At 26.9% G+C, this 14237-nt stretch carries 15 protein-coding genes; 4 read left to right on the plus strand and 11 right to left on the minus strand.

From position 1 onward, the window contains the following. Window positions 1–236 precede the first annotated feature (236 nt). Genes AVBRAN9331_RS05195 through AVBRAN9331_RS05210 form a run of 4 tightly spaced genes read left to right on the plus strand, consistent with a single transcriptional unit; the run spans window position 237 to window position 3610 of the window. Complete coding sequence (locus tag AVBRAN9331_RS05195) at window positions 237–614, plus strand: winged helix-turn-helix transcriptional regulator (protein WP_239803535.1); 378 nt, start codon at window positions 237–239, stop codon at window positions 612–614. A gap of 59 nt (window positions 615–673) precedes the next feature. Beyond that, window positions 674–1456: an MBL fold metallo-hydrolase gene (locus tag AVBRAN9331_RS05200; RefSeq protein WP_336612561.1), complete on the plus strand. Its 783-nt coding sequence runs from the start codon at window positions 674–676 to the stop codon at window positions 1454–1456. Between the two features lie 10 nt (window positions 1457–1466). Then, a complete protein-coding gene (locus tag AVBRAN9331_RS05205; RefSeq protein WP_214120494.1) occupies window positions 1467–1655 on the plus strand; it encodes a heavy metal transport/detoxification protein in 189 nt (62 codons plus the stop codon). Continuing rightward, window positions 1652–3610, plus strand: coding sequence for a heavy metal translocating P-type ATPase (locus AVBRAN9331_RS05210; RefSeq protein WP_336612562.1), 1959 nt, complete (start codon window positions 1652–1654; stop codon window positions 3608–3610). The genes AVBRAN9331_RS05205 and AVBRAN9331_RS05210 overlap by 4 nt, the downstream gene beginning before the upstream one ends. A 17-nt stretch (window positions 3611–3627) precedes the next feature. On the opposite strand, the gene AVBRAN9331_RS05215 is transcribed toward AVBRAN9331_RS05210, so the two are convergent. The 11 genes from AVBRAN9331_RS05215 to AVBRAN9331_RS05265 are packed head-to-tail and all read right to left on the minus strand — an operon-like array spanning window position 3628 to window position 14108. Further along, window positions 3628–4095, minus strand: a complete 468-nt coding sequence (locus tag AVBRAN9331_RS05215) for a tRNA (cytidine(34)-2'-O)-methyltransferase (RefSeq protein WP_214150474.1) — start codon at window positions 4093–4095, stop codon at window positions 3628–3630. Further along, a complete protein-coding gene (locus AVBRAN9331_RS05220) occupies window positions 4088–5149 on the minus strand; it encodes a CCA tRNA nucleotidyltransferase (protein ID WP_336612563.1) in 1062 nt (353 codons plus the stop codon). Before AVBRAN9331_RS05220 ends, AVBRAN9331_RS05215 begins: the two co-directional genes overlap by 8 nt. Beyond that, window positions 5149–5517 (minus strand): CiaD-like domain-containing protein, encoded by a 369-nt coding sequence (locus AVBRAN9331_RS05225; protein WP_214117842.1) that lies wholly within the window; start codon window positions 5515–5517, stop codon window positions 5149–5151. Before AVBRAN9331_RS05225 ends, AVBRAN9331_RS05220 begins: the two co-directional genes overlap by 1 nt. After that, window positions 5514–5756: a hypothetical protein gene (locus AVBRAN9331_RS05230; protein WP_214117843.1), complete on the minus strand. Its 243-nt coding sequence runs from the start codon at window positions 5754–5756 to the stop codon at window positions 5514–5516. Before AVBRAN9331_RS05230 ends, AVBRAN9331_RS05225 begins: the two co-directional genes overlap by 4 nt. After that, window positions 5756–6793 (minus strand): 3-isopropylmalate dehydrogenase, encoded by a 1038-nt coding sequence (gene leuB / locus AVBRAN9331_RS05235; RefSeq protein ID WP_336612564.1) that lies wholly within the window; start codon window positions 6791–6793, stop codon window positions 5756–5758. The genes AVBRAN9331_RS05230 and leuB overlap by 1 nt, the downstream gene beginning before the upstream one ends. After that, window positions 6790–7266, minus strand: coding sequence for a 3-isopropylmalate dehydratase small subunit (locus tag AVBRAN9331_RS05240; protein ID WP_214117845.1), 477 nt, complete (start codon window positions 7264–7266; stop codon window positions 6790–6792). The genes leuB and AVBRAN9331_RS05240 overlap by 4 nt, the downstream gene beginning before the upstream one ends. A gap of 9 nt (window positions 7267–7275) precedes the next feature. Next, complete coding sequence (locus tag AVBRAN9331_RS05245; RefSeq protein WP_336612565.1) at window positions 7276–10239, minus strand: S8 family serine peptidase; 2964 nt, start codon at window positions 10237–10239, stop codon at window positions 7276–7278. After that, a complete protein-coding gene (locus AVBRAN9331_RS05250; protein ID WP_336612566.1) occupies window positions 10229–12985 on the minus strand; it encodes a S8 family serine peptidase in 2757 nt (918 codons plus the stop codon). Before AVBRAN9331_RS05250 ends, AVBRAN9331_RS05245 begins: the two co-directional genes overlap by 11 nt. A gap of 9 nt (window positions 12986–12994) precedes the next feature. Then, window positions 12995–13312, minus strand: a complete 318-nt coding sequence (locus tag AVBRAN9331_RS05255; RefSeq protein ID WP_214117848.1) for an AzlD domain-containing protein — start codon at window positions 13310–13312, stop codon at window positions 12995–12997. Next, complete coding sequence (locus tag AVBRAN9331_RS05260; protein WP_214120295.1) at window positions 13297–13953, minus strand: AzlC family ABC transporter permease; 657 nt, start codon at window positions 13951–13953, stop codon at window positions 13297–13299. Before AVBRAN9331_RS05260 ends, AVBRAN9331_RS05255 begins: the two co-directional genes overlap by 16 nt. Next, on the minus strand, window positions 13950–14108 hold the full coding sequence (locus AVBRAN9331_RS05265) for a hypothetical protein (protein WP_214117850.1): 159 nt from the start codon (window positions 14106–14108) through the stop codon (window positions 13950–13952). The genes AVBRAN9331_RS05260 and AVBRAN9331_RS05265 overlap by 4 nt, the downstream gene beginning before the upstream one ends. Window positions 14109–14237 lie beyond the last annotated feature (129 nt).

Consider the following 14237-nt stretch of genomic DNA (forward strand, 5'->3'; position numbering starts at 1 on the left):
GTTCGTGGGAGTGATTAGAATTATGGTGTGAATGATTATGGTGTGAGTGATTACAAGAATGATTGTTTGAATGTTGTTTTATTGGTTTATGAATTAAGTCTTGATAGGTGCAAGTCATTGTTTTTTCCTTTAAATTTAGTTTTAGGATAACTTTAATCCTTTTTAATTTTTATGATTATAATTCATATTTAAGTAAATGTAAATTACTTACGAATTTGTAAGTATAAGGAGTTTTTATGCAAATAAATATGAATAATGTAACCTGTCCTTTGCAAATAGCTGCAAATATGATAAATGGAAAATGGAAAAGCATAATCATTTTTCAATTAAGTTTAGGTAATTCTTCTTTATCAAAATTACAAAAAGATATAATTGGAATTAGTCAAAAAATGCTTCTTGAACACCTAAATCAATTAAGAGAAAATGGCTTAGTAGATAAAATAACTTATGATGGCTATCCACTAAAAGTAGAATATTTTTTAACAAATCGTGGAAAGCAAATGTTAAAAGCTATTATTATTTTTCAAGAAATAGGCATTGAAGTTTTAAAAGAAAAGAAATTATTTAATGCTTTAAATGAAAAAAGCTTATCATACATACGAAAAAGTAAGTAATTTACAATTATTTTTAAAAAAGATAATATCTATCCTTTAATTTAATTTAAGGAGATTTTATGAATACAAAAGTTCAATTAATTAGAAGTGCTTGTGTAAAAATCACTATAAATAATGTGTGTTTTTTAATAGACCCTATGTTGGCACCAAAAGGCACTTATGAAGGTTTTGCAAATACTTATAATTCACATTTAAAAAATCCTTTAGTGGATTTGCCATTTAGTTTTGAAGAAATTATAAATGATGTAAATGCTGTAATAATTACTCATAATCATTTAGATCATATAGATGAGTATACCTGTAAAAAATTAGATAAAAATATTAAAGTTTTCGTTCAAGATAATCAAGATTATAATAATTTTAAAGATTTAGGATTTAAAAATCTTGAGATTTTAAGCGATACTTTAGAATTTCAAGGAGTAAAACTAACAAAAACTAAAGCAAAACACGGAAGCGAAGAAATATATAAAAACGAAGAATTAGCAAGGCTTTTAGGTGATACTATGGGAGTTATTTTTAGTGCAAAAGATTGTAAAAGTGTTTATTTAATAGGAGATAGTGTTTTAACAAAAGATGTTGAAAATACTTTAAAACAAAATCATGATATTGTTATTGTAAATGCTGGAAATGCTATGGTTTTAGGATTTGATGATAGTATTATTATGAATGAAAACGATATTAAAAATATTGCTAAAATATCAACTAGCAAGATAATAGCCGTTCATTTAGAAGCTATTAATCATTGTATTTTAACTAGAAAAGCTTTAAAAGAATTTGTAAATAAGAATAATTTAAGCGATAGAGTTTTAATCCCAGATGATGGGGAAAGCTACATTTTTTAAAGGAGATAAAATGAAAAAATATGAGATTTTTAATGTAAATTGCAATCATTGTGTAAATAAGATAAAAAATGCTTTAGAAGAAGATTTTGGGACAATTAATTTTAGTGATGATTTAAAATATATTTTTATAAATGCGAATAAAGAAGAATTTGAAGATGAGCTTTTAGAATTAGGATTTAGATTAGGTAAATTAGTATGAAAAATATAAGGCTTTTTATTAATGGAATGCATTGTGTAAATTGTGCTAATTCAATCAAACAAGAAGCCTTAAAATTAGGCGTAATAGATGCAAGGGTTGATTTTATCAATAAATTTGGAGAATTTAGTGTAAATGATGATTTTGATAGTGAAAAGCTAATTTTTGCTATCAAAAAACTAGGCTTTGAAGTAAGCTTAGAAAAAATAAATGCAAAAAATACTTACGAAGGCATTAGGCTAATTTTTTTAGCGATTTTTAGTGTTTTAACTTTTATTGATTTTAGCTTTTTATTCTCTTGTGTTTTTGCAAGTTTGGCTATTTTACTTTCGCTTGATTTTTATAAAAGAGTAATATTTCATAAAAGCTATGGAATGGATTTACTTGTAGTACTTGGAATTAGCATTAATTATTTTTATTCATTTTTTAGTATTCATCATCATTTCTTTTTTGAAAGCACTTTTGTCTGCTTTGTGATTAGGCTTGGAAAATTTATTGAAAATAAAGCAAAAGCTAAAGCAAATTCTTTAATCACACCAAACAAAATCCCTACAATAACCCTAGCAAACAATAAAATAATAAAAGCTAATCAAATAAATAAAGATGATGAGCTGCTTATTAAAAACGGCGAAGAAATCTTAGTAGATGGGATATGTCTAAATGAAGCCTTAATTGATGAGAGCGTTATTAGCGGAGAAAGCTTTAGTCTAAGCAAAAAAATAGGAGAATTAGTCTATGCAGGTAGCATTAATAAGGGCGAATTATTAAAGATAAAAGCAACTAGCACTTATTATGAAAGCTCACTTGAAAAGCTTAAAGATGAAGCAATGAAAGCTAATAATAAGGATTTAAAAGCCTTTAAATTAGTTGATAAGATTAGCAAATATTTTGTATTAATAATTTGTATAATTGCTAGTATTACAGGACTTGTTTGGTATTTTATAGATTCTTCTAAAGTGTTTTTTTATGTTAGTAGTGTGTTGTTAATTTCATGTCCATGTGCCTTAGGACTTGCAATTCCTATGGTAATAGTAATTTGCATTAATTTATGCTTTAAAGAAGGAATAATTTTAAAAAATCCAGAGCTAATTAACTCAATAAAAGATATAGAATGCTTTGTTTTTGATAAAACAGGCACACTTACAAATTCCGTGCAAAAAATATCACATGATTTAAGTGAAGCTGATTTTAGGCTAATTGCAAGTATTGAAAATACTCAAAATCACCCAATAGCTAAGAGTATTACGAATAATTTTACTGATTTTTTAGATTTAAATGGAACTTGTGCTTTAAAGGATAATTCTTTAATTTATACTGATGAGAATTTAAAAGTAGAAATAAAACCTTGCGAAAATGAGTTTTTATGCTATAAAAATGATTTATATTTAGGCAAAATTACTTTAGAAAACGAAATTAACGAAAATGCAAAAGAATTAATTAGCTTTTTAAAATCACTCAATAAAAGAATAATAATAATTAGCGGAGATAGTAAAGAAAGAGTAGAAAATCTAGCAAACAAACTAGAAATTAGCGAATATTATTTTAGAGTTACACCTGAAAATAAAGCTGCGATAATAAAGAATTTAAACGCAAAAAGTGTATTTATTGGGGACGGGGCTAATGATATTAAGGCATTAAGAACGGCTAATTTTGGTATATCATTTAGTAACGCAAATGCAATTGCTAAAAATAAAGCCGATGCGATATTGCTAAAAAATGATTTGATTAAAATCATAAAACTTTTTGAGATTTTTGATAAAGCTTATAGTAAGATTAAGCAAAATTTATTCATATCGTTTTTTTATAATTTCATAGGAATTGCTCTAGCTTGCGGGGTTTTTAGCGAGATTAATTTGCATTTAAATCCTGCACTTTGTGCTATGCTTATGAGTATTTCATCGCTTGTTGTGGTGTTTAATTCTTTGCTTTTGTTTAGAAAAAATAATTTATCTAGTTAGTAGTAACTAGATAAATACTAAATACTAAAATTTTTAAAATTCTGCCTTAAGGCTTCCGAGCTTAAAAACGCAACGCTTTGAGCTAGATTAAGCGACCTGCCATAACTTTTCATAGGTATTAAAAAGGTATTTTCATTACTTAAAATCTCTTTAATTTCAGGCTGTGGCAAACCAAAACTCTCGCTTCCAAACACTATAAAATCTCCTTCATTAAAACTAGCGTTAAAATAAGGATTTTTTGATTTTGTGCTAGCGAATTTCATTTTAGCAATATCATTATTAGCTAAAAAATCCTTTGCATTATCCCAAAAAATTGGCTCAAGTTTATCCCAATAATCAAGACCTGCGTGCATAATCTTTTTACTTGAAAAATCCAAAAAATGAGGTCCAACAAGATGCAATTTAAAACCTAAGTTATAGCACATTCTACCTATTGTCCCTACATTTCCTGCAATTCTTGGCTCAACTAAAACTATATTAAACATTTTTCATATACTCCTTAATGGCTTTTTCTTCGCATATTAGTGCTTCTTCTTTTGAGCTAATATTCTCATATACGACTTTTATTTTGTCATTATAAATTCCTAATTCTTTAGCTCGTTTTACAATATCCTTATTTAGCCCAAGCCACTCTCTAAGCGGCATTTTAATAGCAATTTTACATAAATTATAGTCATTTAAATCATTAAAATTTGGCTCTTTTGTTAAAAAGAAAAGCATTTTTTTATAAGGCATAAATTGATAATATATATTAAAATAATCAATAAAATAAAAAAACATTAAAGCAAATCTTTTTTCCTTACAAACTAAATTCTTATTATCTTTAATCTTTTTTAAAACAGCAAAAAATTCATATTTGCTAACGCTAAAACCAAAACATTTTTCAAATAAATTTAGCTTATATAAATAATAAAGCCCAATTTCAGGGTATTTTGCTTCAAATAATTTTATTAATTCATTATAAATTCTATCCTTGCTAAGGTTTGAAATATCAATTTTTTTTAGATACCTTAAATCCTTTTTCTTAGTCTTTAGCTTAAATCTAGCAATGAATTGAATAAATCTTAAAAGCCTTAGCGAATCTTCTTTGAATGTAGAATAATTCACTATTCTAATTAGCTTTTTTTTACAATCTTGAATGCCTTTATGTAAGTCTATTATTTCTTGTGTAAAAATATTAATCATTATTGTATTCATACGAAAATCTCTTCTAAGCGAGCCTTTGTATATGCTTTTTTCAACTTTTACACGAAAATCCGTATGTAAATCGCCTGTTTTTTTCTCTGTTCTTGCAAGTGCTAAATCATAATTTGCTTTTTTATATACAAAAAAACTTTTGCCTACACCTAAAGCGTTTAATTCTTTAGCAACCTGCTCCATTTTACTAGGACTTACATCATAAATCTCTATATCATAATCATTTGTATTATTGCATAGATAAATATCTCTAACACAACCACCCACAAAATAAGCTCTTTTTGTGTATTTTGATAAAATTGATTGTATTGTTAAAAAAGTCTCATCATCCCAAGGAAGCATTAATTTTTTAAACGCTCTTCAATACTTGCTAGTAAAAATTCAATAAAAGATATTGTTATTTCTAATCTTTTTTGTAAATCTTCTTCATTTTGCTTGGTGTTTAAAGCTTCAAAAAGAACCAAAATTCTTTCTTTAATTTTCAATAAATATTGCTTTTCATAAGTTGATAGCATAGCTGTGCTAGTAGTTTCTTTAGCTCTTTGAATATCTTCAATCTTAGCTATTATCTCTTCTTCGCTACTGATTTCATTTACTGCTTTTACTTCATTTATTTGCTCTTCTTCAGTTTTTTCATATTCTTTTTTAATCTCTTCTGCTGCTACTTGAGATAATCTATCAATCATTTGTGATAATTCTTCATTATTCATATATTTATTAGCCACCTTTTAAACTCATTATATTCTTGTTCGCTTTTAGCATTCATAAAAAAATCATACATTAATAAATTAAGCTCAAGTTTATGCACCTTAGCACCACTTAATCTATAAATACCTTCTTTAGCTGCTTGATTGTTTTTATCACGCTTTAAAATATTTTTATATATTTCAAGGGCTTCTTCTCTTAGCCCTTGTTCTTCATAAATCTTTGCTGCGGTTATTGTTTGCATTAGCAATACTTCGCTACTAATTCGCCCATTTCTTGGGTATTTAATTTAATTTTTGCATTAGCTAAATCAGCACATCCATAGCCTTCGCTTATTACTCTTTTTACTGCGTTTTCTATTTTTAATGCTGATACTTCATCGTTTAATGCAAATCTTAACATCATAGCAGCACTCAAAATTGTAGCAATTGGATTTGCTATGCCTTGACCAGCAATATCAGGAGCGCTTCCGTGAATTGGCTCATAAAGTCCAACTTTTCCACCTATACTAGCACTTGCAAGTAATCCGATTGAGCCAACTACCATACTAGCTTCATCGCTTAAAATATCTCCGAATAAATTCTCCGTTAAAATCACATCAAATTGCTTTGGATTTTTAATAAGTTGCATAGCAGCATTATCTACATACATATAGCTTAATTCAACTTCAGGATAATTTACAGCCAACTCATCGCAAACTTCTCTCCATAAAGCTGAAGTTTCAAGCACATTAGCCTTATCTACCATACATAATTTTTTGCGGCGTTTCATTGCACTTTCAAAACCAATTTTTGCAATTCTAATTATCTCATCACGAGTATAAACCATTGTATTATAAGCTCTATCTGCTAGTTTTTCTCTAGGTTGTCCAAAATAAATTCCACCCGTTAATTCTCTTACTACAAGTAAATCAACGCCTTTTACAACACTAGCTTTAATAGTGCTAAGCTCTTCAAGTCCATCATATACAAAAGCAGGACGAAGATTTGCAAATACTCCTAAAGCTTTTCTAAGTGCTAATAATCCACTCTCAGGTCTTAAATGGCGTTCTAGCTTATCCCATTTTTCTCCACCAATTGCACCAAATAAAACTGCATTAGAATTTAATGCTACATCAATAGTTTCTTGTGGTAAAGGAACTCCAACCTCATCAATCGCAGCCCCACCCATTAAGCATTCAGTATATTCTAAATCAGGGCGAACTACTTTTAAAACTCTTATAGCTTCATTAATTATTTCAGGGCCTATTCCATCGCCTTTAATTACACAAATTTTATTCATTTTGCAACCTTACTAGCGTATTCAATCAAACCACCCGCATTTAATAATTCTTGCATAAATACAGGGATTGGATTTATTTTATAGCTTTCGTTTTTTGTGATATTTTTAATAATTCCATTTGTAATATCTATATCTAATTCATCATTTTCTGCAATTTTATCAGTATCGTTACACTCTAATATTAAAAGCCCAGTATTATATGCGTTTCTATAAAAAATTCTCGCATAAGTTTTTGCGATTACACATTTAATATTTGCAGCTTTAATAGCAATTGGTGCGTGCTCACGACTAGAACCACAGCCAAAATTTTCTCCTGCAACTATGCAATCATTTTCTTTAATTTCTTTAAAAAATCCAGGTCTAGCATCTTCCATAACATAACTAGCTAATACTTTTTCATCACTTGTATTTAAATATCTTGCGGCTATGATTAAATCTGTATCTATATTATCGCCAAACTTAAAAACTCTCATTAAAGCTCCTTAAAAATTATAATTAATACCCAACATAAACTTATTAGCAAAATAATCTTTAGCATAATTTAACTTATAATTTATCCCAAGATTAAGCCTATCGTTAAAAGAATAACCTAAACCTAAATTAATATTAGTTAATAGTTTTTTTGAAAAACCATTACTAATATCAATGCTATTTTGATAGCTTATATTTTTTGCCTTTAATAAATAATGTTTGTAAAAATTATATTCTAAATCAACACTAGCTAACAAGTTTAAATAATTTAAATTTTTCTTATACTCAAGTCCTATATTTGAATAAGTAAAAAACTTTTTAAAGCTATTAATACTTACGCTAAAATCATTGCCTAATTCATTAAAAGAATTTTGTTTATAAAAAATACCATTTAAAGCGACAAAAGGATAAAAATCATTCAATTTATAAGCAAATTTTAAAGTATATGCTAAAGAATTATCATAAAATTTCGCATAATTGCCAAATCTTTCTGTCTTATTTAAAGTATTAATATAACTTAATTTATTATTGATATAAAAATCATCTAAATTAAAATTCGCATTAGCAATTAAGCCAAGAGTTCTTGCATTGTTTTTAAAATCATCATTATAAATATTTGAATTATTATAAACAAAACCTAAAGCGAATTTAAAATCATCTTTTATTAAAGCATTGCTAATTAAAGTCTCATTCGAGCTTTCTTTTAAAGAATTAATTTTATTATATTTATAGCTTTGTTCTATATTAAAATCATCTTTTAAATCATTTGCTTGAATACTTTTAACCTTTGCAATATTCATTAAACTATTATCGTATAAATCATTAGCAAAAAGCTTATTTGTATTTTTTGCTAATTCGTCTTGGGTAGTATTTAAAATACTAGCATAAAACAAATCAGCTCTTCTTAAATTGTATTCAGCTTCACTTAAATGCCCATCTAAATTAATATTATTATAAGCTAAATCATCGCTTGTTTTATCTCTTTTACCAACTTCGTATTCTAAATAATTATCAAGTTGATTAAACAATAATTGATAATTTTTGCTTGCAAAATCATTTAAATTATTAATTTTATTTAAATCAATTCTTTTAACCATAACGCTTACTTTATCATTAGTATAAGTTGGCTCATTAATTTCTAAAAAAGTTACTAATGATTGCACCGATTTAAATCTATTTTCAATGCTTCTTGCCGTTAGAATATCTACATTTTGACCTTGAGTTATATTCGCACCTGATTTAACACCTACTAAATTAAATTCCCCGTCTAATTTAGCATTACCTAAAACTCTAAAACTCTCGCCTAAATTAGAATAAATCTTGCTATTTGCACCTAATTCAAGGCTACCTAAAGTTAAACCTTCGTTTATTAAAACACTATTATTTGTAATACCACTTGCAGTTGTATTGCTTACTCTTAAAACACCATTTGTATTTGTAAAATGTGCTTGATTTTTCTTGCCAGTTAGCCACAATGTGCCGTTTTTAATCTCGCTATTACCTTTAAAAGTATTATCCCCACTTAATACTAAAGTCCCAATTCCATCTTTAATAAGACCAAAATCACCTTTAATATTATTTGAAAATACATATAAATTATCTAAATCCACATTAGCATAAAAGTCTTTTCTAAACTCAGCAACCCCATTCATAGCACGAGTAGGATTTAAAATCCCTACCCCAAAACGAGCCTTAATATCATCAGCATTATTTGTAGTGCTTGTAACCTTAAATGCGGTTGTAAATAAACTCTCTTTAATATTATCATTACTCATCCAAGGGTATTTTTCATAAATTAAAGCCGCCACACTAGCAGTTATTGGGGTGCTATAACTTGTGCCTTCAACTCCATTTATCTCAAAAGGAGCTGAAATACAATCATCCCAACCATTTTTCTTGCAAGTATTTCCGTGATGAAAAACTTCTTTAATTGCTCCATCATTATCTTGTATGTAAAAATGCTTACCATATTCATCTGCTCTTGCAGCATTGGTTTTATATCCTAAAACAATTACCCAACCTTTTCTTAAAGGACTATCAAGTGGGATTGCGTGGGTTGTAAAAGGCTTGTTAATATTATCAGTAATATTACCTGCTGCGTTAAAAACTAAAGCATTATTTTTCATAATTGCCGTATAAAATATGCCTGTATTTGGACTTGAATAATCTAAATTACTATATTCATAAGATTGATTAAAAAACCTAACTCCACTATTTGATAAAGCATCAATTGTAGCGGCTAAATTAATATCATCGCCAATTTCACTTTTACTAATAGGATTTACTATATTTGCAAATTTAATCTCACTTGCAATTGTATTTGCAGTATTCATTACATTTTTGCCGTGTAAAATAGGGCTATTATTACTATCTTTTAAAATAGAATTTGAATAGTTTTTACTTATAAAATTATCATCATCTATCCTATTTGCCAATGAATTCCATTTAGTATGATTTGTCTTTTTATAATCAAAATGCTTATTTGCTAAGACATTTTTTAAATCATCAGTCCCCGAATCATTTACCCCGATAATTATTCCTTTTCCTAAAAAGCCTTGATTCCAATTAGGGCTAAATCCATAGCTGGTTTGATTATTATTTGACCTTGAAACTTCTTTGTTTGAATAGCTTGATGGATTATTTGCACTTTGAAAAGTAGCTAAATTTGTATCATAAAGCTTAGCAAAAACACTAATAGTAGCAGTATCAGTTTTGGTATTTAACTTAGTGGCTATATTGGTTTTTTTAGGTGTATTAATTACAGGCAAATTAGAATAATCCGAAGTTATTTTGGCATTTTCAACTATGTTTTGAAAATTCTCATTAGTTGATACTTTAGCTGTAGGTTTATATGGTCTTGAAGTAGAAGTATCTTGTGAAGATTTTATATTAGGAGTTTGAGTATTAGCTTCGCCTCCACCACCACAAGCACTTAATAAAAATATAGAAGCAATTAATGATAGTTTAAAATTCATATAAAAATCCTAAATTAAATTTATTTGCAAAATAATTCTTAGCAAATGAATTATTATAATCAAAATTAAAATTAACTTTATCATTTAAACGATAAGATAAATTAATACCTAAATTAAATAAATATTGTTTATAAAAGCCATTTGATATTTTTAATTCATCAGAAAAATCATATTTAGCTAAAAAATAATAATCTTTATTGAAATTATATTCTAAATCAGCATAAGTTTTAAGATTTAGCTTTTTAAAAGCAAAATTAGAATTAATTCCTAAATTAGCATAATAAAAGTCTTTATTAAACTTATTAAACGATAAAGCTAATAGATTGCTATTTTCACTAAAACTATCTTGAAAATACTTTAAATAATTTAACCTAAAATAAGGACTAATATTATTATTTAATCCTAATTCACTTGAGATTAAAAAGGCTTTATTTTTAAATTTTGAGCTTAAATCAAATCTATTTGCATTATTTTTAATATCAAAATACGAAATCAAATTCTTAGAATAATAATCATCTAAATCTATTTTATAACCTGCTAAAAAGCCTAAAGTTCTTGAATTGTTTTTAAAATTATCATTATAAATCCTAGCGTCATTATAAACAAAAGCAAGACCTAAATTATCAAAATTATTAGCTATTTTATATTCACTTGAACTTTCTTTTAAATCACTAATTTTATTGTAATTATAACTTACTCCAAAATTATCAAAACTTATTTTATTTAGTGATTTTATCCTTGCGATATTTAAAATTGAGTTTGTATAAATATCTTCTGCAAATAATAATTTTGTAGTAGATGCTAATTCATCTTTTGTTGTATTTATTATCGCATTTGCAATCATATTGTATTTTAAAAACTCATTTTCGCGTAAATTACCATTTAAATTCACTTCTTTATAATTTGCCTTATCCAATGGTAAATCAGGCTTTTTTGTTTCATAAAGCAATCTATCAAATTTTGAAAATAAACTTGTGTAATTTTTCTTAGCATAAGCATTTAATTCAGGTAAAGTATTTAAATCATCAATTTTATCTACCTTAATACTTAAATTATTTTTATCATATATTGGTTCGCTTAATTTCAAAAATGTAGAATTTGGTTTTATATTTTTAAACTCACCTTCAATACTTCCTGCTGTTAAGATATTTTCTCTTTCTTTATTTAAGGTATAGCCGTATTTAACCCCAACTACATTTAAATCCCCATTAAGAGTAGCTTTATTAATTACATTAAATTTTTCGCCTATATTTGTATAAACTACGCTTGTATTAGCTAATTTTAGATTATTAACTTCCATTCCTTCATTAACTAAAATTCCATTATTAGTTAAATTTGCAGCACTAGCATTACTCATTCTTAATATAGAATTATTAGTAATACTAGCTTTATTTGAATTACTAAGCCACAAAACACCTTTTTTAATACTTATATCTCCTGTAAAAGTATTTTTTCCACTTAAAGCAAGAGTTCCAATCCCATCTTTAATAAGCCCTGCATTACCACTAATATCATTTGAGAATACATATAAATTATCTATATCTACATTAGCATTAAAATCATGCCTTAAACTTGCAACTCCATTCATTGCCTTTGCTGGATTTATAATGCCTTCTCCAAAATGAGCTTTAATATCGCTTTCGCTTGCTCCATAAACCTTATAAGCCGTTGTAAAAATACTCTCTTTAATATTATCATTACTCATCCAAGGATATTTTTCATAAATTAAAGCACCAAGAGTTAAAATAGCTGGGGCACTAAAGCTAGTTCCTGCATTATTATTTATTACAAAAGGAGCTGCTATACAATCATCCCAACCATATTTTTTGCAAGTATTTCCTGCAGAATATACATATTTTTTAACCCCATTATCCATAATATAATAAATATTTTTGTAATCTTCTTTTGGTTTTTCATCATAATAACCAAGTGCAATTATCCAACCTTTTCTAAGTGGGCTATTAATAGGCAAAGCATGAGCTGAAAAATCTCCTGTTGTTTCCTCATTTCCCGCTGAACTAACTACAAGAGCATTATTTTGCATAATTGCTGGATAAAATACCCCAATATTATCTTCACTAGTATCTATTGTTTTTGTTCTTGCAAATGAGCGGTTAAAAAACCTTACCCCGCTATTTGATAAATAATCAATTGTAGCAGCAAGATTTATATCATCTCCTGAACTTAACTTATTTCCATCTGAATCAAGTAAAGGTAAAGGCACATTAGCAAATCTTATATCCTTTGCTAAATAACTTGCTGTATTCATTACTAGCATTCCATGAGTTGCATTTGCGTTTGTTTTTTCATTAATCAAAACAGAGCTTTTGTAAGTGTTAGCAGTAAAATTAGTATTTTTTAATCTATAATCTAGTGATTTCCAATGCGCTCTATCTACTTCCTTATATTCATAATGATTATTAAAAGCTAATTTGCTTAAATCACTTGTCCCTGTATCTAGGATAGCTAAGATTATTCCTGTTCCTAAAAAACCTTGATTCCAATTAGAGCTAAAGCCTATATTTGTAACATAGCTTGATGAAGAATTTTGCGGTGTGAATTTTAAATAACTACTATTGTATAAACTATCTTCTAAATTAAAATTAGCAGTAGGCAAATAATTTGTATAATCTTTATTAATTGTGCTTTGATTATTTGAATTATTTGGCTCTACACTAGCAGCACCACCGCCACCACCACAAGCACTCAAAAACAATAAACTAAGTAATAAAACACTATATCTCAATGTAAATTCCTAAAAAATAATTTCGTGTAAAACATAAAAAACACAAGTTGCTAAAATAATGCTAATAAAACCTTTTTTAAACATTATATGAGAGATTAAGGCAACAAGCCCAGCCACCAAATAATCACTTGCATAAGGTGGGTTTTCATAATCTAATCCTTTATATAAAAAGCAAACTAAGATAACCATAATTAAAAGTGGCATATGTTTTTCAAGATACATTAAAAGCTCATTTGGTTTTTTTGTCCCAAAAAATATATAAGCTAAAGCCTTTAAAACAACAGCACTAAAACCAGCAATTAATAAAGCACTCATCGTATAAGACATAATTTCTTTCCTAAAATCAATATAAAAATTCCTGAAAAAATACAACTTAACATCATATATTGTTTATCTATGAAAAATAAACCTATAAGCCCAAGAGTTAAGGCTATGAAAAATACTTTATTTTCTTTATGTTTTATGTAAAGTTCGTAAGCTAAAACTATAAATAAAGCATTTAAAGAAAATCCTAAAGCACTATAATCAGCCTTAGCAAAACTTGCTATAAAATACCCTACAATACAACCAAAAATCCAATAAAAATGATTAAAAGTTAGAATTAATACGGCAGTTTTTTTATCATAATCTTTTGCACTAAGTAAGGCAAAACTCTCATCAGTTAAAGTAAAAATCGCATAGTATTTTATAAAGCCTAAATCTCTAAAATATTTTAAAGCTCCTAAAACATAGAAAAAATGTCTAAGATTTAGCAAACTTGAAGCTATTAAAATCTCTACTAAACTAGCACCCGAGCTAAGTAAAGATAATAATAAAAATTGCAATGACGCAGAAAAAACAAAAACAGCAGCCACAAAAACTTCAAAAAAACTAAAAGAATTTGAATAAGCAAGAATGCCAAATGCAATACCAATTACTATATAAGCAACAGCAACGGCAAAAGTATCAATTAAAGCTTGTTTTATCATTTTGTATACTTTTTGATATATTCATCTACATTGCTTACTTCTTGTTTTTTTATAACTTTTTCTTGTTTTACATTATTATCATCATCTTGAAAATATATGTAATCAATCCCAAAAAGTATTCCTATAAATATAATTAATGGTATTAAAAAAATCATTTTCTCTCCTAAATGTATGCTTATAAATAATAACAAATTTTTTTAAAAAAACAATTCAAAAATTTTAAAAAAATCCCCTTAAAATAGAACTTTTAAAAGGATTTATAATTTATTATTTAATCTATAAAA

The organism is Campylobacter sp. RM9331, assembly GCF_020137685.1.
Taxonomy (GTDB): Bacteria; Campylobacterota; Campylobacteria; order Campylobacterales; family Campylobacteraceae; genus Campylobacter_E.

What these genes read in the sequence shown, in the direction of transcription:
- AVBRAN9331_RS05195 (WP_239803535.1), top strand. Translation starts at nt 237, where the DNA reads ATGCAAATAAATATGAATAATGTAACCTGTCCTTTGCAAATAGCTGCA.
- AVBRAN9331_RS05200 (WP_336612561.1), top strand. Translation starts at nt 674, where the DNA reads ATGAATACAAAAGTTCAATTAATTAGAAGTGCTTGTGTAAAAATCACT.
- AVBRAN9331_RS05205 (WP_214120494.1), top strand. Translation starts at nt 1,467, where the DNA reads ATGAAAAAATATGAGATTTTTAATGTAAATTGCAATCATTGTGTAAAT.
- AVBRAN9331_RS05210 (WP_336612562.1), top strand. Translation starts at nt 1,652, where the DNA reads ATGAAAAATATAAGGCTTTTTATTAATGGAATGCATTGTGTAAATTGT.
- AVBRAN9331_RS05215 (WP_214150474.1), bottom strand. Translation starts at nt 4,095, where the DNA reads ATGTTTAATATAGTTTTAGTTGAGCCAAGAATTGCAGGAAATGTAGGG.
- AVBRAN9331_RS05220 (WP_336612563.1), bottom strand. Translation starts at nt 5,149, where the DNA reads ATGCTTCCTTGGGATGATGAGACTTTTTTAACAATACAATCAATTTTA.
- AVBRAN9331_RS05225 (WP_214117842.1), bottom strand. Translation starts at nt 5,517, where the DNA reads ATGAATAATGAAGAATTATCACAAATGATTGATAGATTATCTCAAGTA.
- AVBRAN9331_RS05230 (WP_214117843.1), bottom strand. Translation starts at nt 5,756, where the DNA reads ATGCAAACAATAACCGCAGCAAAGATTTATGAAGAACAAGGGCTAAGA.
- leuB (WP_336612564.1), bottom strand. Translation starts at nt 6,793, where the DNA reads ATGAATAAAATTTGTGTAATTAAAGGCGATGGAATAGGCCCTGAAATA.
- AVBRAN9331_RS05240 (WP_214117845.1), bottom strand. Translation starts at nt 7,266, where the DNA reads ATGAGAGTTTTTAAGTTTGGCGATAATATAGATACAGATTTAATCATA.
- AVBRAN9331_RS05245 (WP_336612565.1), bottom strand. Translation starts at nt 10,239, where the DNA reads ATGAATTTTAAACTATCATTAATTGCTTCTATATTTTTATTAAGTGCT.
- AVBRAN9331_RS05255 (WP_214117848.1), bottom strand. Translation starts at nt 13,312, where the DNA reads ATGTCTTATACGATGAGTGCTTTATTAATTGCTGGTTTTAGTGCTGTT.
- AVBRAN9331_RS05260 (WP_214120295.1), bottom strand. Translation starts at nt 13,953, where the DNA reads ATGATAAAACAAGCTTTAATTGATACTTTTGCCGTTGCTGTTGCTTAT.
- AVBRAN9331_RS05265 (WP_214117850.1), bottom strand. Translation starts at nt 14,108, where the DNA reads ATGATTTTTTTAATACCATTAATTATATTTATAGGAATACTTTTTGGG.